The sequence below is a fragment of the Agromyces sp. Leaf222 genome (assembly GCF_001421565.1).
Taxonomy (GTDB): domain Bacteria; phylum Actinomycetota; class Actinomycetes; order Actinomycetales; family Microbacteriaceae; genus Agromyces.
This window is the reverse complement of record NZ_LMKQ01000001.1, coordinates 2,484,511-2,502,286: the sequence shown is the minus strand read 5'-3', so window position 1 is coordinate 2,502,286 and position 17,776 is coordinate 2,484,511. Positions and strand designations below refer to the sequence as shown.

Sequence of the window (17,776 nt, the reverse complement as noted above, 5' to 3'; positions counted from 1 at the left end):
ATGCAGGCCTGGCTCTTCCTCGCCTCGGCATTCGTGTTCGTCGCGTTCGGCGGTCTCATGGCGGCCGTCGACTCCGCCCTCGGCGCCACGAGCAGGGCGGATGTCACCGAGCTCTCGTTCGGCTCCCGTGCGCGTCGGTCGCTGCTGGCCATCGCCGACGACACGGGTGCGCACGTCAACGCGGTCAACTTCGTGCGCATCATCGCCGAGACGACGGCGGCCGTGCTCGTCACGCTCGCGTTCGTCTCGTTCCTCGACAACGTGTGGTGGGTGCTGCTCTGGTCGGCGCTCATCATGACGGCGGTGTCGTTCGTGCTCGTCGGGGCGAGCCCCCGCAGCGTCGGTCGCGCGCACGCCGCGGTCGTGCTGAAGCTCACTGCTCCCGTGGTGCACTTCCTGCGCGTGCTGCTCGGCCCGCTCGCGAACGCGCTCGTGAGCCTCGGCAACCGGGTGACCCCCGGCCGCATCCGGTTCGCCGGCGTCTCGAGTGAAGAGCAGCTGCTCAGCATGGTCGACGAGGCGACCGAGCTCGAGGTGCTCGAAGAGGGCGACCGCGAACTCATCCACTCGATCTTCGAGTTCAACGACACCGTCGCGCGCGAGGTGATGGTGCCGCGCACCGACATGATCACCATCGAGTCGACGGCGCACCTGCCGCAGGCGATGGCGTTGTTCCTGAACGCCGGCTACTCGCGCATCCCGGTCATCGAGCAGGACGCCGACGACGTCGCCGGCATCCTGTACCTGCGCGATCTCGCACGCCTCGGATTCGAGCGACCGCTCGACGCGGCCGACCTCACGGTCGGCGAGCTGGCCCGCCCTGCCGTGTTCGTGCCCGACTCCATGAAGGCCGATGCGCTGCTGCGGCAGATGCAGCTCGAGTCGAACCACCTCGCGATGGTCGTCGACGAGTACGGCGGCATCGCCGGCCTCGTGACGCTCGAAGACGTCATCGAGGAGCTCGTCGGCGACATCTCCGACGAGTACGACCGCGAGGCCGCGCAGATCGAGGAGCTCGGCCCCGGCCGGTTCCGCGTCAACGCCAGGTTGCCGATCGACGAGCTCGGCGAGCTCTTCGGGCTCGAGCTCGATGACGAGGACGTCGACTCCGCCGGCGGCCTGCTCGCGAAGGAACTCGGCCGACTCGCCCAACCGGGCGAGCAGGCCGTCGTCTCAGGACTCGTCCTCCGTGCCGAGCGCACCGAGGGCCGCAGGAAGCGCATCTCGACGATCCTCGTCGAGCGCGATCAGTCCCTGATCGACGCCCAGCTGGCGTTCGAGTCCGGGGACGCCGATGGAAGGAAGCACCGTGGCTGAGTACCGCGCAGGATTCGTCTCGTTCGTTGGGCGCCCGAACGTCGGCAAGTCGACGTTGACGAACGCGCTCGTCGGCGAGAAGGTGGCGATCACGAGCTCGAAGCCGCAGACCACGCGTCGCGCGATCCGGGGCATCGTGCACCGTGAGAACGGGCAGCTGATCCTCGTCGACACGCCCGGCCTGCACCGCCCGCGCACCCTGCTCGGCGAGCGCCTGAACTCGCTCGTGCAGTCGACCCTCGGCGACGTCGACGTCATCGCGTTCTGCGTTCCGGCGAACGAGCCGATCGGCCCCGGCGACCGGTTCATCAACGAGCAGCTCGACCAGTACCCGCGCGCGAAGAAGGTCGCCATCGTCACCAAGACGGATGCCGCGTCGAAGGCGAAGGTCGCCGAGCAGCTGCTCGCGGTGTCGCAGTTGCGCGAGTGGGCGTCCGTCATCCCGGTGTCCGCGCCGCGCGGCGAGCAGCTCGACGTGCTCATCGATGAGCTGCTGGTGCTGCTCCCGACGTCGAGCCAGCCGCTCTACCCGGCCGAGACCCTGACCGACGAGGACACGTCGGAGCGCATCGCCGAGTTCATCCGCGAGGCGGCGCTCGAGGGCGTCACCGACGAGCTGCCGCACTCGATCGCGGTCGTCGTCGAGGACATGGTCGAGCGAGAAGACAAGGACCTGCTCGAGATCTACGCGAACCTCTACGTCGAACGCGACAGCCAGAAGGGCATCATCATCGGCAAGGGCGGGTCGCGGCTGCGCGAGGTCGGGGCCACGGCGCGCACGCAGATCGAGGGGCTGCTCGGCCGCAAGGTGTACCTCGCGCTGCACATCAAGGTCGCGAAGGACTGGCAGCGCGATCCGAAGCTGCTCGGTCGCCTCGGGTTCTGACCCGGCGCGACCTGCGGCGGACAGCGGCGTGCGAGGGCGCCCGGGCCGCGGTGGCCCGCCGTGTACGACTCGAGGATGATTCGCGACGGCTGACGCGGCATCCGGCGCATGCAGCGCGTACGGTGGATCGGTGCCCGAGAACCGAATCAGTCGCGCGAAGCTGACGACCGACATCGTGCTCGCGGTGGTCTTCGGCCTGATGGCGCTGCCGTTCGCGCTGATGGGCAACTGGGCCGACCTCGCCGCCATGGTGCTTTTCGTCGGCGCCCTCGCGGTGCGACGGCTGTCGCCGGCATGGTCGCTCGGCATCGCGTGGGCGGGGGCGACCGTGCAGATGGCCGCGCTCCGCGACCTGCAGTTCTACGACTTCGCGGTGCTCGGCGTGCTCTACTCGACCGCCGCGCACGGCGGCCGGCTCGTGAAGTGGCTCGGACTCGTGTCGGCGGGTGCCGGCGCGCTCATCGCGACCGTCTACCTGCAGGTGCTCATGCCGGTCTTCGGCGGCACGGGCGGCCTCACGCCGCAGAACCTGTTCGCGGCCGCGTTCATCCTCGTCGCCTCGCTCGCGGTGCTCGTGCTGGCCTGGACGGCCGGACTGCTCGCGCGCTCGGTGCGCGAGGGCCGCGAGGTGCGTCGGCGCGAGGAGGTCGCGAACCGTGAGCGCGCCCTCGCCGAGTACCGCTACACGGTCGAGCAGGAGCGCAACCGCATCGCGAGGGACATGCACGACGTCGTCGCGCATTCGCTGGCCGTGGTCATCGCCCAGGCCGACGGAGCGCGGTTCGCGGCGCGGACCCGCCCCGACGCGGCATCCGAGGCCCTCTCGACGATCTCGGGCGTCGCGCGCGGTGCGCTCGGCGACGTGCGGGTGCTGCTCGCCGAACTGCGGCACCGCGAGGGCGGCGCGCCACAGCCCGTGCTCGACGACCTCGGCGAGTTGATCGACGGCGTGGTCGCGGCGGGGCTCGACGTGCAGCGCTTCGAGACGGGGGAGCCGCGCGAGCTCGGCACCGGCCACCAGATCGCGGTGTACCGCATCGTGCAGGAGGCGCTCACGAACGCCCTCCGGCACGGCGACACCGCCGAGCCGGTCGAGGTGCGCCTCGACTGGGCGGTCGACGGCCTCGCGCTCGCGATCTCGAATCGCATCCAGGCGGATGCCGCGGGCGGGCCGACCCCGACCGGGGCCCGCCACGGCATCACGGGCATGCGCGAGCGCGCCCAACTGGTCGGCGGCACGCTCGCCGCCGAACCCGGCGTCGACGGGGTGTTCCACGTCGTCGCGAGGATTCCCGCACAACCGAGGAGCCAACCATGAGCGGCATCCGCGTCGCCCTCGTCGACGACCAGGCACTGTTCCGCTCAGGGGTGCGCATGCTCGTCGAGTCCCAGCCCGATCTCGAGGTCGTCGGCGAGGCCGGCGACGGCCCCTCCGGCGTCGCCCTCGCCGCGACGACCAGGCCCGACGTGATGCTCATGGACGTGCGGATGCCGGTGCTCGACGGCATCCAGGCGACCGAGCGCATCCTCGCGGAGGCCGAGCGCGACGGCCGAGCGGCACCGAGGATCCTCGTGCTCACGACGTTCGACCTCGACGAGAACGCCGCCCGCGCCATCCGCGCCGGGGCGAGCGGGTTCGTGCTGAAGGACGCGGACCCCGAGTTCCTGCTCGCGGCGATCCGCACGGTGCACCAGGGCAACCAGGTGATCGCCGCGAGCGCCACGCGAGAGCTGTTCGCGCATCTCGCGAGGGGCAGCGGCCGTCGCCCGGCCCCGGCGACGTGGTCGGAGCTGACGCCGCGCGAGCGCGAGATCTTCGGGTTCGCAGCTCGCGGGCTCTCGAACTCGGAGATCGCGGCATCGGAGTTCCTGTCCGAGGCGACGGTGAAGACGCATGTGAGCCGCATCCTCGCGAAGCTCGGCCTGCGCGATCGCGTGCAGCTCGTCGTGTTCGCCTACGAGCACGACCTCGGCATGCCCGATCATCCTGCAGGATGACGGCCGGCCATCCCATGGCCGGATGACCGGGCAGGGGCGGTCTCCGTAGCGTCGAAGGCATGCAGATCCAACCTTCAGACCTCGGACTCATCGCGCGCGTCACCAACCTGGGAAAGCGGTACGGCACCGGCCCCGGCGCGGTCGCCGCCCTCGACGACGTCTCGCTCGGCCTCCGCCGCGGCGAGTTCACCGCGATCATGGGCCCCTCGGGTTCGGGCAAGTCGACGCTGATGCACATCATGGCCGGCCTCGACTCGCCGACGTCGGGTCGGGTGTGGCTCGGTGACACGGACATCACCGACCTGCCCGACGGCGAGCTCACGGTGCTCCGCCGGCGGCGGATCGGGTTCGTCTTCCAGTCGTTCAACCTCGTGCCCACGCTCGACGTGCGCGGCAACGTGGTGCTGCCGTTCGAGCTCGACGGCCGACGCCCGACGAAGGACGAGCAGGCGTGGATCGACGAGCTCCTCGACACGCTCGGCCTCGCCGGCCGCGTGCGGCACCGCCCCCACGAGCTCTCGGGCGGACAGCAGCAGCGGGTCGCCATCGCGCGTGCGCTCGCGACGCGGCCCGACCTCGTCTTCGCCGACGAGCCGACCGGCAACCTCGATTCGCGCACCGGTCGCGAGGTGCTGGCCCTGCTGGCCTCCGCATCGTCGCGCTACGGGCAGTCGATCGCGATGGTGACCCACGACCCCATCGCCGCGAGCCACGCCGACCGGATCCTGTTCCTCGCCGATGGGCGCATCGTGCGCGACGCCGCTCGGTCCACGCCCGAGGAGATCAGCTCGTACATGCTCGCGATGGAGACGGCGGCATGACCAGGCTGAAGGACCTCCTGCCGACGCTGCTCGTGGCCTCCCTGGCCGCGGCGTTCGGCGTCGCCCTGCTGCAGATCACCGGCATCCTGGCCGCCGTCATCACCTCGGAGGACGGCCTCTCCGAGAGCGGCACGGTGCAGCTCGTGCTCGCGCTCGTGGCGAGCGTGTTCATCACGATCGCCGTCTACGTCAGTGCGGTGGTGACGGCGAACACCGTCGCGACGGTCGTGGCCGGTCGCACGCGCCTGATCGCGCTGCTCCGGCTCATCGGTTCGAGCGCCCGGGCGCAGCGGGCGACGATCGCCCGCGAGGGCCTGCTCATCGGGCTCGCCGGCGCCGCGCTCGGCGCCCTGGTCGGGTCGGCCGCCGCCTGGGGCATCGCCGAGATCGGCATGGCGCAGGGCAGCATTCCCCGCGTGGAGTACTCGCTCGTCGACCCGCTGCTGCTCGTGCCGATGGTCGCCGTCGTGGTCACCACGTGGCTCGCCGCGTGGACGGGGTCGCGCCGGGTGCTCTCGGTGCGACCGGCGCAGGCGCTGGGCAACGCCACCGAGGCCGACTTCGACGAGGTGTCCTCGCGCAAGGGCCGTGCGATCGTGGCCTGGACCCTCGGCATCCTCGGCGTCGGACTCCTCGCGCTCGGCGTGATCGTGGGGCTCGTGCGCCCCGAGGGCGTGCTGATCGGGCTCCTCGGCGGCATCCTCTCGTTCACGGCGATCGTGCTCGCGGCGCACCGCGTGATGCCGCCGGTGCTCAGGTTCGTCGGCCGCTGGTTCGGCGACCGCCCAGCGGCGCGGCTCGCGGCCGAGAACGCCGTGCGCCACCCCGAACGCTCAGCGCGCATGACCATCGGCCTCGTGATCGGCGTCACGCTCGTCACGACCTTCGCGGTCACGATGGAGACCTATCGCGCCATGGTGCTGGTCGCGACCGCGAACCGGCCCGAGATGCAGGACGCCCTCGGCCCGGTGATCGACGGCACGGTCGCGGTGTTCTCGACGCTCATCGGCTTCAGCGCCGTGATCGCGGCCGTCGGGCTGGTGAACACCCTGTCGATCAGCGTCATGCAGCGCACGCGCGAGCTGGGTCTGCTGCGCGCGCTGGGCTTCGATCGGCGGCAGATCAGGGTCATGGTGCTCGTCGAGGCCGCGGCGCTGACGGTGGCGGCGACGCTCACGGGCCTGGTGCTCGGCATCGCGTACGGCTGGGTCGGCGCGCAGTCGATCCTCGGCTCGGTCGGCAGCGGTCCTGGCATCGTCGCCCCGGTGATCCCGTGGCCGATCGTCGCGATCGTCGTGGGCGCTGCCGCAGTGCTCACGCTCGCGGCATCCGTCGCTCCGATGCGGCGTGCGGCGCGCGTGTCGCCGGTGGTCGCGCTCGCGATCGACTAGACCCCGCGCCTGCCGAGGGCGGGCGCGGAGATGGGCCTTCGCACGGGGGTGCGAAGGCGGGGGAACACGGCGGACGGAGGCCTCGGGGGAGGCGTCCGTCCGCCGTGTCGTGCGCGCGGGCCCGTCGCAGTGTTAGCCTTGGTGCGTGTCTTACGGCCTGCTTCTCCTTAGCTGCCGCAGCGAGTCCTAGTTCTCAGGCCTCCCTCGCTGCGGAGTTCGTCGTCGGCTGAATCATCCGCGAAGCGAGAGAAGCACCTCATGAAGAACACCCAGAAGCCGTCGGCGATGCCCGTTCACCGGTACCGCCCCTTCCACGAGCAGATCGTCGTCGACCTGCCCGATCGCACGTGGCCGTCCAAGCGCATCGAGGTCGCACCGCGCTGGTGCGCTGTCGACCTGCGCGACGGCAACCAGGCGCTCATCGACCCGATGAGCCCCGAGCGCAAGCGCATCATGTTCGACCTGCTCGTCAGCATGGGCTACAAGGAGATCGAGGTCGGGTTCCCGAGCGCGAGCCAGACCGACTTCGACTTCGTGCGCAGCCTCATCGAAGAGGGCGCGATCCCCGACGATGTGACGATCCAGGTGCTGACGCAGGCGCGCGACCACCTCATCGAGCGCACGTACGAGTCGATCAAGGGCGCGAAGCAGGCCATCGTGCACCTCTACAACTCGACGAGCATCCTGCAGCGCGAGGTCGTCTTCCGCACCGATCGGCAGGGCATCATCGACATCGCCCTGCACGGCGCGCGCAAGTGCCGTGAGATGGAGGCGACGGTCGTCGGCACCGACGTGTACTACGAGTACTCGCCCGAGAGCTACACCGGCACCGAGCTCGAGTTCGCCGTCGACGTGTGCAACCAGGTCATCGAGATCTTCGAGCCGACGCCCGAGCGCAAGGTCATCATCAACCTGCCCGCCACGGTCGAGATGACGACCCCGAACGTCTACGCCGACTCGATCGAGTGGATGAGCCGCAACCTCGCGCACCGCGAGAACGTGCTCCTGTCGCTGCACCCGCACAACGACCGCGGCACGGCGATCGCCGCGGCCGAGCTCGGCTACCTGGCCGGCGCCGACCGCATCGAGGGATGCCTGTTCGGCAACGGCGAGCGCACGGGCAACGTCGACCTCGTCGCGCTCGGCGTCAACCTGTTCACGCAGGGCATCGACCCCCAGATCGACTTCTCCGACATCGACGAGGTCAAGCGCACGGTGGAGTACTGCAACCAGCTGCCGGTGCCCGAGCGGCACCCGTGGGCCGGCGACCTCGTCTACACCGCGTTCTCGGGTTCGCATCAGGACGCGATCAAGAAGGGCTTCGAGGCCATGGCCGCCGAGGCCGAGCGCCGCGGTGCGACCGTCGACGACCTCGAGTGGGCCGTGCCGTACCTGCCCGTCGATCCGCGCGACCTCGGTCGCAGCTACGAGGCGGTCATCCGCGTGAACTCGCAGTCGGGCAAGGGCGGCGTCGCCTACCTGCTGAAGAACGACCACGCGCTCGACCTGCCGCGTCGCCTCCAGATCGAGTTCTCGGGCGTCGTGCAGGCCAAGACCGACGAAGAGGGCGGCGAGGTCTCGAGCGACGAGATCTGGCGCGTCTTCACCGACGAGTACCTGCCGGCACCCGCCGAGCGGCCCGATGACAAGTGGGGGCGCTTCGAGCTGCTGTCGCTGCGCACCGAGAGCGACCTCACGGGCGAGGTGCGCGTGCGCGTCGGCCTCCGCGACGGCGACGAGCGCGTCGACGCCGAGGGCAGCGGCAACGGGCCCATCGCGGCGTTCCTGTCGGTGCTCGGCGCCGAGGGTGTCGAGGTGCGCGTGCTCGACTACAGCGAGCACGCCATGTCGGCCGGCGGCGACGCCGTCGCTGCGGCGTACGTCGAGTGCCAGGTCGGCGACCGCACGCTCTGGGGCGTCGGCATCGACGCCGACATCTCCACGGCGTCGCTGAAGGCCGTGGTCTCGGCCGTCAACCGCGCGATCCGCTCGCACGTCGCGATCGACGAACTCGAGGCCGTCGGCGTCTGAGTCGAACGACGGATGCCGCGTGCCGACCTCGGCACGCGGCATCCGTCGTCTCATCGGCCGTTCGCGAGGCGGGCGCACCCGACGCCGGCCGCCGCCCTACGCGCCGTCGCGGATGATCGGCAGCATGCCGGTCTCGGTGGCGACCTTGCGCCGGTAGAGCATGCGCTGCTCGGGCAGCGAGACGTCGAAGATCACGGCGAGCCACCGGATCACGGCGGTGACCACGACGCAGACGATTCCGCCGATGAGCAGCGGCACGCCGAACAGGTGCAACGCGACGAGCACGATGCAGCCGGCGCCCGCCGCGACGGCGTAGAGCGACCCGACGTGCATGATCGAGATCGGCAGGCCCATGAGCATGTCGCGGAGCACGCCGCCGCCGACCGCCGCGGCCACCCCGACGGCCACGGCCGGGAGGATCGGCAGTCCGAGGCCGAGGGCCTTCGAGGTGCCGAAGGCGCCGAACATGCCGATGACGATGGCATCGAGGCCGACGATGACGCCGTTGAGGCGGGCGAGGGGTCCGGCGAGCAGCATGCCGAGGAGCGCTGCCGCGACCGCGACGACGAGGTACCAGTTGCTCTGCAGCGCTCGAAGCGGCTGGTCGAGCAGCAGGTCGCGGATCACGCCGCCGCCGAAGCCCATCACGATGCCGACGAGGGCGACGCCGAGCAGGTCGAGCCGGCGCTGGCCGCGGAATCCCGATGCGAACAGGGCGCCTTGGACGCCGCCGAGGCCGACGGCGGTGAGATCGAGCCACAGGGGGATGAAGAACTGCTGGGTTTCCACGAGGCAAGTGAACCAGAGCGGATGCCGCGTGCCGACCATCCGCGCGGTGCGCCGTGCCGTGCGCGGCGGGTGGGAGAATGAAGGGTGCCCGTCTACCGAGATGAAGCCGTCGTGCTGCGCACCCACAAGCTGGGTGAGGCCGACCGCATCGTCACGCTCCTCACGAGACGGCACGGCAAGATCCGCGCGGTCGCGAAGGGGGTTCGGCGAACGGGGTCGAAGTTCGGCGCCCGCCTCGAGCCGTTCATGGTCGCCGACCTGCAGCTCTACGAGGGCCGCACGCTCGACGTCGTGACGCAGGCCGAGTCGCTCGGCTCCTACGGCGCCGAGATCAGTGCCGACTACGCCGCCTACACGGCCGCGAGCGCGATGGTCGAGGCGGCCGACAAGCTCACCGAGTCCGAGGGCTCGTTGCAGCAGTACCTGCTGCTCGTCGGCGCCCTGCGATCGCTCGCCCGCGGCGAGCACGGTGCGACGCTCACCCTCGACTCCTACCTGCTGCGCGCGCTCGCCCTCGCCGGCTGGGCGCCGAGCTTCGAGGACTGCTCGCGCTGCGGTCGCCCTGGCGAGCACACGGCCGTCGTCGTGCAGCTCGGCGGCGTCGTCTGCGACGAGGAGTGCGCGCCGCCCGGCACGCCGCGCATCGCACGTTCGACCGTCGCGCTGCTCGGAGCGCTCCTCGCGGGCGACTGGGCGTTCGTCGACGCCTCCGCGACGGGCGACCGCAACCAGGCCAGCGGCATCGTCGCCGCCTACACCCAGTGGCACCTCGAGCGGGGCCTCCGCTCGCTGCCGCACGTCTCGAGGGAACCCACCGCACCGTGACCCCCAAGCCCTACACCCACCGCGACGCCGTGCCCTACCGGCCCCTCGACTGGACCGGCGTGCACCCGCCCGCGTTCCCGAAGGGCGCCGTGCCGAACCACGTCGCGATCGTCATGGACGGCAACGGCCGCTGGGCGAACCGACGCGGCCTCACCCGCATCGAGGGTCACAAGGCCGGCGAGGCGGCGCTGCTCGACGTGGTCGCCGGTGCGATCCAGGCCGGGGTCAAGCACCTCTCGGTCTACGCGTTCTCGACCGAGAACTGGAAGCGCAGCCCAGAAGAGGTGCGCTTCCTCATGGGATACAACCGCGACGTGCTGCACCGCCGTCGCGACCAGCTCAACGAGTGGGGCGTGCGCATCCGCTGGGCCGGCCGCAAGCCCCGCCTGTGGGCGTCGGTCATCAACGAGCTGCAGTTCGCCGAGCGCATGACCGCGGGCAACGACACGTTGACGCTCACGATGTGCGTCAACTACGGCGGGCGCAACGAGATCACCGACGCCGTGCGCTCGATCGCCGACGACGTGGCGGCGGGCCGACTGAAGCCCTCGGCGGTGTCGGAGCGGCTGATCTCGAAGCGCCTCTACGTTCCCGAGATGCCCGACGTCGACCTGTTCGTGCGCAGCTCGGGCGAGCAGCGCACCTCGAACTTCCTGCTCTGGCAGTCGGCGTACGCCGAGATGGTGTTCCTCGACCGGCTCTGGCCCAACTTCTCGCGCACCGACCTGTGGCAGGCCATCGAGCTCTACGCGTCGCGCAACCGCCGGTTCGGCGGCGCGATCGACACGCCGACCGCCTCGGAGTAGCGCCGCAGCGCGTCGCAGCTCGGATGCCGCGCGGCCCCGAGACATCCGCTCATCGTGCCGTTCGCGTGGCCCGCACCTGGTCGTGCAGCAGCCGTGCAGCGAAGCCCAGCGCCTGTTCGGCGCCCGGCTGGCGGCGGGCCGGCACCGACGACTCGCTCAGCACCGCGATCGCGAACACCCCGCCGTCGGCGTGCTCGAGCACGCCGACCTCGTGCCGCAGGTGCAGGAACGTGCCGGTCTTCGAGAACCATTCGGCGTCGTCGGACTCGAGGTCGGGTGCGAGGCGGTGCCGCATGAGGTTCATCCCGAGCAATCGTCGAAGCGGCTCCCGCTCGCTCGCGAGCGCCGGATCGGTCCAGATGCGCGCGAGCAGGTCGACGATCGCGCGCGAGGTGCCCGCGTTGGCGTGCGTGACGTCGAGCTGGGGGATCAGGTGTCCGCCGCCTCTCGTCGACGCCTGGATCGCCAGGGCCAGGGCCTGCGGCATCTCGTCGGGCGCGAGTCGACTCGCGAGCGTCTCGTGCAGGTCCTGGATCGAGTGCCGCACCGTGATCTCGGCGATGCCGAGCTCGCGCAGCAGGGAGGTGACCTCGGCGGGCGGGCAGCGCTCGAAGAGCGCGTCGGCCGCGGTGTCGTCGCTCACGCAGATCGCGAGGGAGAGCAGGTCCTCGACGGCGACCGTCGACGGGTGCTCGAACCGGCAGAGTCCGGTGAGACCTGGCGTCCGGCCGGCCGGGTCGAGCTGCACGGGCTCGGCGAGGTCGAGCGCTCCCTCGCGGGCAGCCCGCAGCACGGCGAGTGCGAGCGGCAGCTTCACGACCGAGGCGAGCGGGTACGCGGCATCCGGATCGATCGAGAGCTCGCGACCGGTGCCGAGGTCGCGCACCGTGATCGACGCCGTGAGGCCGGCGTCGTCGAGGGCCTGCGCGGCGTCGCGCAGCACGAGGCGATCAGGACGCATGGTGCTCGGTCGGCGGGTCGGTGCCGAGCAGCCCCGGCAGCAGCGGGCCGGTGGCATCGAGGAAGCGCCCGGCGAGGTCGCCGTCGCGGTGCACGAGCGTGTAGCCGCGCCTGAGGTGCAGGTCGCCGAGCGGATGCCACGCGAGATCGGCCCCGGTCGCCTCCCCGCGCGTGCACAGCACGAGGTCGCCGTCGGCGATGGCCCTGGCGATCGCGGTGACGAGCGAGGTCGCGAGCCGCAGGTGGCCGGTGGCGAGCCCCGCTCCGTTCCGCACGCGTTCGAGCCGGTCGCGCACGTTCGGCACGTCGTCCTCCGGCTGCAGCCAGAGCAGGCGACGTTCGGGGGTCCCTCGCCTCGGACGCAGCTCGGCCAGGTAGAACGGCTCCTCGCCGGTGTCGGCGCCGCGGGCGAAGCCGACGCCGAGCGGCGTCGACCAGTCGGCACGATCGGGTTCGACGTGCTGCAGGGCGAGCTGGGCGCGGCCGGAGCTCACCCATTCCGCGCGCTCGCGCGGCGCGCCCTCGAGCAGCTCGACCGTGAGCGACCGGTCGGCTGCCGCGGCGCACACCCTGGCCGCCGCGGCGGGGGAGAGGTGGCGCGGCACGGCGAGGGTGATCGGCAGGGAGCGGGCGTGGTCGGCATCGTCGGAGAACTCCTGCGCGGCGACCACGAGCCGAGTCGCTCCGGGGAGCACGCTCCGCCCGAACGGGGTCAGCGCCACGCGTCGCGACGAGCGCTCGAAGAGGCGGGCGCCGAGGTGGTTCTCGAGGGCGGCGATGCGGCGGCTCGCGACGGATTGCGTGACTCCGGTGCCCATCGCGCCGGCCGTGAAGCTCTCGCGCTCGGCCACGGAGACGAAGGCCTCGCAGGCCGACAGGAGGTCGAAGTTGCGGGGCATGCATGCGATTCTGGCATGAATGGCGGCGTTGTGTGCTTTGCCTGCATGAGTCGGAGCCCACGAGACTGCCGTCCATGCCATCGACACCTGAATCCACCTTCCTGTCCCGTCGCTCGCTCCTCGCCTTCGGCGGCGCCGCGACCGCCGGCGTCGTCGCCGCAGGGCTCGCCCCGTCGCCCGCCTGGGCGTCGTCGTCGCCGACTGCGTCGCCCGCGACATCCGCCGCAGATCACGAACGGATGTCGCGTGACCTGCGCGAGCTCGAACGTGCGGCGTCGGTGACGATCGGGGTGCACGCCGTCGACCACCGGGCCGGGCGCCCGGTCGGTGACGCGTTCCGCTACCGCGGCGCCGACCTGTTCCCGATGTGCTCGCTGTTCAAGGTGCTGGCGGCTGCGGCGCTCGTGCGGGATCGCGGCTACGACGAGGCCTACTGGACGACGCCGATCCCGTTCGCCAAGGCCGATGTCGTGCGCGACTCGATCGTGCTCGAAGCCCTGCGACCGCGGCGGGCCACCCCCGGCCAGTTGGCCGACGCGGCCCTCCGCTACAGCGACAACACCGCGGGCAACCTGCTGCTGCGCGAGCTCGGCGGCCCATCGGCGATCACCGCCTTCGCGGCGTCGCTCGGTGCGAAGCGGACCCGCCTGGACCGCTGGGAGCCCGAACTCAACGACGCCGTTCCCGGCGACGTGCGAGACACGACCACGCCCGACGACATCGCACTGCTCTCCACCGCGCTGCTGCTCGACGACGCCGCCGGCGTGCTCGCCTCGTCGCGGCTGCGCGAGTGGATGCTGCGCAACACGACCTCGGGTGCGCGCATGCGGGCCGGCCTCGCCGCTCCGTACGAGCTCGCCGACAAGACGGGCGGCGGCGAGTACGGCGTGGTCAACGACGCGGGCGTGCTCTGGCGCGCCGGACGCGACCCGCTGACGCTCGTCATCCTGACCCGGACCGATCGCCCCGATGCGACGCGCAACAACGAGGTCGTCGCCGAGGCCACGCGGATCGTCGTCGGGCACTGAGCCGGCGCCGTCGACGTCGGGAATACCGATGCGTCCGCATCGGTTGTCACTCACCGTGAGTGAACCCATCAAGATCGACATCTGGTCCGACATCGCCTGCCCGTGGTGCTACATCGGCAAGCGCCACCTCGAGGCGGGCCTCGAGGCCCTCGGCGCCGACGCGCCCGATGTCGAGATCGAGTACCACTCGTTCGAGCTCTCGCCCGACACCCCCCTCGACTTCGAGGGATCGACCGTCGAGTATCTCGCCGACCGCAAGGGCATGCCCGTCGAGCGCGTCGAGCAGATGCTGCAGCACGTCACTGGCGTTGCCGCGAACGCCGGGCTCGAGTACCACTTCGAGAAGGTCGCGCACACGAAGACGCTGAAGGCGCACGAACTGCTGCACTTCGCGAAGGCGAACGGCAAGCAGCTCGAGCTCAAGGAGCGCCTGCTCAAGGCGTACTTCGTCGAGGGCGGCCGCGTGAACCGACTCGACGAGCTGGTCGCCTACGCCGTGGAGGTCGGCCTCGATGCCGATGCCGCGCGCGACGCGCTCGAGTCCGGACGCTACGCCGCAGACGTGCAGGCCGACATCGCCCAGGCCGGCGCCTACGGCATCAACGGCGTTCCGTTCTTCGTGATCGACGGCAAGTACGGCATCTCGGGCGCGCAGCCGGCCGAGGTGTTCTCGCAGGCGATCGCGCAGGTCTCCGGCGAGCGCGTCGCGTGAGCGCGGCTGAGGCGGCCGAGGTCGACGTGACCGAGGTCGACGTGACTGCGGTCGAGGCGGCTGCGCTCGGGGCGGTCGGGCCTTCGAGGTCGGATGCCGCGGCGTCGCCGTTCACGATGATGGTCGGCGACCCCTCGGCGATGGTGTGCGAGGGCGACGTCTGCTTCATTCCGGGGGCCTCGCCCGTCGAGTAGTCGCGCCGCGCCGGATCGAGACCGGTCCGCTCGACAGGTCGGAGTCCGGCGCGCGCCTACTCGGGGTCGCTGAGATCGGCCACCGTCGCGCCGAACGCCTCGATGAGCCGGTCGGCGTCGACGAACAGGCTCCGGCCGTGCTCGCCCGCGCCCATCGAGACGCGGCGCCCGACGACGGACTCGTCGATGTAGACGGGCCATTCGGTCGTCGACCCGAGCGGCGTGATCGTGCCGCGCTCGTAGCCGGTGGCCGCGAGCGCGAGCGAGGCATCCGGCAGCTGCAGCTTGTTGACGCCGACGATCGCGCGCAGCTTCGGCCACGAGATCTTGCGCCCGCCCGGCACGAGGGCGAAGAGGTAGCTGCCGTCGCTGCGCTTGACGACGAGCGACTTCACGATGTCGGCCGGCGTGATGCCGAGCAGTTCGGCGGCCTCCTCGAGGCTGCGGGCCGCCGGTCGGTCGATGATCTCGATCTCGAGACCTCTCGCCGCGGCATCCGCCCGAACACGTTCCGAACCGGTCAGGGCCTCGCCCATGTCGTCCTCCCCAGGTCGCCTGAGGGAGATCCTAGGCGCGGGTTTCGGCAGGTGGGCGGGATGTCGCAGGATTCTGGGAGAATCGACGGTGATGTCTCTCACTTCCACGACTCCTGCAGGCCCGCTGACCATCGGCGGCCTCGAACTCGACGTGCCCGTCGTGCTCGCCCCGATGGCGGGCATCACGAACACGGCGTTCCGTCGGCTCTGCCGCGAGTTCGGCGCCGGCCTCTACGTCTCCGAGATGATCACCTCGCGCGCACTCGTCGAACGCACGCCCGAGTCGATGCGCCTCATCACGCACCACGAGTCCGAGACGCCGCGCTCGATCCAGCTCTACGGCGTCGACCCGAAGACCGTCTCAGAGGCGGTCACGATGCTCGTCGCCGAAGACCGCGCCGACCACATCGACCTGAACTTCGGATGCCCCGTGCCCAAGGTCACGCGCAAGGGCGGGGGAGCCGCGCTCCCATGGAAGAGCGGGCTGTTCCGCGACATCGTCGAGGGCGCGGTGACGGCCGCGGGCGACATCCCGCTGACCATCAAGATGCGCAAGGGCATCGACGCCGACCACCTCACCTACCTCCAGGCGGGGCGCATCGCCGAGGGCGCCGGCGTGGCCTCCATCGCGCTGCACGCGCGCACGGCCGCCGAGTTCTACTCGGGCCACGCCGACTGGTCGGCCATCGGCCGCCTCAAAGAGACGGTCACGAGCGTGCCCGTGCTCGGCAACGGCGACATCTGGTCGGCCGAAGACGCCCTGCGCATGGTCGCCGAGACCGGCTGCGACGGCGTGGTCGTCGGTCGCGGATGCCTCGGCCGGCCGTGGCTCTTCGGCGACCTCGCAGCCGCGTTCCGGGGCGAGTCGCAGAGCTTCCAGCCCTCGCTCGGGCAGGTCGCGCAGACGTTCCGTCGCCACGCCGAGCTGCTCACCGAGTTCTTCGACAGCGAAGAACGCGGCTGCCGCGACATCCGCAAGCACGTCGCCTGGTACTTCAAGGGCTACCCGGTCGGCGGCGACCTGCGGGCCAGGCTCGCGACCGTCGAGTCGCTCGCCCAGCTCGACGACCTGCTCGGCACGCTCGACTGGTCGATGCCGTACCCGGGCGAGGGGGCCGAGGGGCCGCGCGGCCGTGCCGGCACCCCGAAGAAGCCCGCACTGCCCGACGGCTGGCTCGACTCCCAGCAGCTCGCCGGCCACGATCGCACGACCCTCGTCGACGCCGAGCTCGACACGAGCGGCGGCTGAGGGTGGCATCCGAGCGACTCTTCGGCGGCTACCACGACGTCGACACCGAGCGCCAGTACCCCGAAGAGCACACGAATCGCCGCAGCGACTTCGCGCGCGATCGGGCACGGCTGCTGCACTCGAGCGCGCTCCGACGGCTCGCGGCCAAGACGCAGGTGCTGAGCCCCACCGCCGGGCTCGACTTCGCCCGCAATCGGCTCACCCACTCGCTCGAGGTCGCGCAGGTCGGTCGCGAGCTCGCCTCCTCGCTCGGACTCGATCCCGACGTCGTCGACACCGCGTGCCTCGCGCACGACCTCGGGCATCCGCCGTTCGGACACAACGGCGAGAAGGCGCTCAACGTCTGGGCCGCCGACATCGGCGGCTTCGAGGGCAACGCGCAGACCCTCCGCATCCTCACGAGGCTCGAGCCGAAGGTGTTCGGCGCCGATGGCCACGGCTACGGGCTCAACCTCACGCGCGCGAGCCTCGACGCGAGCTGCAAGTACCCGTGGCCCGAGGCGACCTCCGTCGCCGATCCGAGCGGTCGGGCCAAGTTCGGCTTCTATCGCGACGACCTCGAGGTGTTCACCTGGCTCCGGCGAGGTGCGCCCGAACGCCGCCTCTGCATCGAGGCCCAGGTCATGGACCTCTCCGACGACATCGCCTACTCCGTGCACGACTTCGAAGACGCGATCGTCAACGGCTACATCGACGTCGCGAGCCTCGGCGAACGTGTCGACCACGACGCCCTCGTCTCCTCCATGTACGAGTGGATCGGCGGCGCGTTCTCGCACGACGAGCTCATCGCCGCGTTCGACCGACTCGACTCGCTCGACGGGTGGACCGACTCGTGGAGCGGCAGCCGGCGCGACCAGGCGCAGCTGAAGAACCTCACGAGCCAGCTCATCGGGCGGTTCGCGCGTGCGGCGACCGAGGCGACGCGTTCCGCCTTCCCGCTGGCCAGCCTCATCCGGTTCGACGCCGACGTCGTCGTGCCGCGCGAGGTGCAGGCCGAGATCGCCGTGCTGAAGGGCATCGTCGCCGCGTTCGTGATGTCGCGCAACAGCCGGCAGCCGATCTACATCCAGCAGCGCGAGGTGCTCATCGAGCTCGCCGACGCGCTCGTCGCGACGGGCGACCGCGACCTCGATCCGGGGTTCGCCGAAGACTGGGCCGCGGCATCCGACGACGTCGGCCGTCGCCGCGCCGTCGTCGATCAGGTCGCGAGCCTGACCGACCAGTCCGCGCTGGCGTGGCACGAGCGACTCGTGCGCCGGTGACCGGTCTCGACGCGTGTCGGAACCGGGCCGCCGAGAACCGGGCAACCGGCCGAACGCCGCTCCCGGCGATCT

General features: G+C 71.1%; 18 protein-coding genes. 14 read left to right on the top strand and 4 right to left on the bottom strand.

All coding sequences use genetic code 11. The features are described from left to right. The 7 genes from ASE68_RS11115 (at position 1) to leuA (ending at position 8,444) form a co-directional block, all read left to right on the top strand. On the top strand, positions 1-1,317 hold the full coding sequence (locus ASE68_RS11115) for a hemolysin family protein (RefSeq protein ID WP_055858402.1): 1,317 nt from the start codon (positions 1-3) through the stop codon (positions 1,315-1,317). Then, positions 1,310-2,203, top strand: a complete 894-nt coding sequence (gene era / locus ASE68_RS11110) for a GTPase Era (protein WP_235480838.1) — start codon at positions 1,310-1,312, stop codon at positions 2,201-2,203. The genes ASE68_RS11115 and era overlap by 8 nt, the downstream gene beginning before the upstream one ends. A 130-nt stretch (positions 2,204-2,333) precedes the next feature. Continuing rightward, positions 2,334-3,521: a sensor histidine kinase gene (locus ASE68_RS11105; protein WP_235480837.1), complete on the top strand. Its 1,188-nt coding sequence runs from the start codon at positions 2,334-2,336 to the stop codon at positions 3,519-3,521. Continuing rightward, positions 3,518-4,201, top strand: coding sequence for a response regulator transcription factor (locus tag ASE68_RS11100; RefSeq protein ID WP_055858395.1), 684 nt, complete (start codon positions 3,518-3,520; stop codon positions 4,199-4,201). Before ASE68_RS11105 ends, ASE68_RS11100 begins: the two co-directional genes overlap by 4 nt. Before the next feature lie 59 nt (positions 4,202-4,260). Next, entirely contained in the window at positions 4,261-5,022 is a 762-nt protein-coding gene (locus ASE68_RS11095) for an ABC transporter ATP-binding protein (RefSeq protein ID WP_055858392.1), read from the top strand. Further along, positions 5,019-6,413 (top strand): ABC transporter permease, encoded by a 1,395-nt coding sequence (locus ASE68_RS11090; RefSeq protein WP_055858389.1) that lies wholly within the window; start codon positions 5,019-5,021, stop codon positions 6,411-6,413. Before ASE68_RS11095 ends, ASE68_RS11090 begins: the two co-directional genes overlap by 4 nt. Positions 6,414-6,671: 258 nt before the next feature. Continuing rightward, positions 6,672-8,444 carry a 2-isopropylmalate synthase gene (gene leuA / locus ASE68_RS11085; protein ID WP_055858385.1) on the top strand — a complete coding sequence of 591 codons (1,773 nt, stop codon included), beginning with the start codon at positions 6,672-6,674 and terminating at the stop codon, positions 8,442-8,444. Between the two features lie 96 nt (positions 8,445-8,540). On the opposite strand, the gene ASE68_RS11080 is transcribed toward leuA, so the two are convergent. Continuing rightward, complete coding sequence (locus ASE68_RS11080; protein WP_235480836.1) at positions 8,541-9,233, bottom strand: trimeric intracellular cation channel family protein; 693 nt, start codon at positions 9,231-9,233, stop codon at positions 8,541-8,543. A gap of 84 nt (positions 9,234-9,317) precedes the next feature. Between ASE68_RS11080 and recO the strand changes: the two genes are divergently transcribed. Together recO and ASE68_RS11070 are read left to right on the top strand one after the other, a co-directional pair. After that, positions 9,318-10,058: a DNA repair protein RecO gene (gene recO / locus ASE68_RS11075; protein ID WP_055858381.1), complete on the top strand. Its 741-nt coding sequence runs from the start codon at positions 9,318-9,320 to the stop codon at positions 10,056-10,058. Then, a complete protein-coding gene (locus ASE68_RS11070) occupies positions 10,055-10,864 on the top strand; it encodes an isoprenyl transferase (RefSeq protein ID WP_055858378.1) in 810 nt (269 codons plus the stop codon). The genes recO and ASE68_RS11070 overlap by 4 nt, the downstream gene beginning before the upstream one ends. Before the next feature lie 49 nt (positions 10,865-10,913). Here ASE68_RS11070 and ASE68_RS11065 read toward each other — a convergent pair whose 3' ends face one another. Both ASE68_RS11065 and ASE68_RS11060 read right to left on the bottom strand, forming a co-directional pair. Further along, positions 10,914-11,825, bottom strand: a complete 912-nt coding sequence (locus ASE68_RS11065; RefSeq protein ID WP_055858375.1) for a serine hydrolase — start codon at positions 11,823-11,825, stop codon at positions 10,914-10,916. Then, the gene (locus ASE68_RS11060) at positions 11,815-12,723 is read right to left on the bottom strand and encodes a LysR family transcriptional regulator (protein ID WP_055858372.1); all 909 of its coding nucleotides are present in this window, start codon (positions 12,721-12,723) and stop codon (positions 11,815-11,817) included. Before ASE68_RS11060 ends, ASE68_RS11065 begins: the two co-directional genes overlap by 11 nt. A 74-nt stretch (positions 12,724-12,797) precedes the next feature. Between ASE68_RS11060 and bla the strand changes: the two genes are divergently transcribed. From bla to ASE68_RS11045, 3 genes are read left to right on the top strand one after another with little or no spacing between them, the layout of a single operon-like run. Then, on the top strand, positions 12,798-13,751 hold the full coding sequence (bla, locus tag ASE68_RS11055; RefSeq protein WP_055858368.1) for a class A beta-lactamase: 954 nt from the start codon (positions 12,798-12,800) through the stop codon (positions 13,749-13,751). Between the two features lie 55 nt (positions 13,752-13,806). Next, a complete protein-coding gene (locus ASE68_RS11050) occupies positions 13,807-14,463 on the top strand; it encodes a DsbA family protein (RefSeq protein WP_055861190.1) in 657 nt (218 codons plus the stop codon). Further along, entirely contained in the window at positions 14,460-14,657 is a 198-nt protein-coding gene (locus ASE68_RS11045; RefSeq protein WP_055858366.1) for a hypothetical protein, read from the top strand. The genes ASE68_RS11050 and ASE68_RS11045 overlap by 4 nt, the downstream gene beginning before the upstream one ends. A gap of 56 nt (positions 14,658-14,713) precedes the next feature. Here ASE68_RS11045 and ASE68_RS11040 read toward each other — a convergent pair whose 3' ends face one another. Continuing rightward, the gene (locus ASE68_RS11040; protein WP_055858363.1) at positions 14,714-15,193 is read right to left on the bottom strand and encodes an aminoacyl-tRNA deacylase; all 480 of its coding nucleotides are present in this window, start codon (positions 15,191-15,193) and stop codon (positions 14,714-14,716) included. A gap of 91 nt (positions 15,194-15,284) precedes the next feature. Here ASE68_RS11040 and dusB point away from each other — a divergent pair, with 91 nt between their 5' ends. Both dusB and ASE68_RS11030 read left to right on the top strand, forming a co-directional pair. Then, positions 15,285-16,442 (top strand): tRNA dihydrouridine synthase DusB, encoded by a 1,158-nt coding sequence (dusB, locus tag ASE68_RS11035; protein WP_055858360.1) that lies wholly within the window; start codon positions 15,285-15,287, stop codon positions 16,440-16,442. A 2-nt stretch (positions 16,443-16,444) separates the two neighbouring features. Further along, a complete protein-coding gene (locus tag ASE68_RS11030) occupies positions 16,445-17,704 on the top strand; it encodes a deoxyguanosinetriphosphate triphosphohydrolase (RefSeq protein WP_200921701.1) in 1,260 nt (419 codons plus the stop codon). Positions 17,705-17,776: the final 72 nt, after the last annotated feature.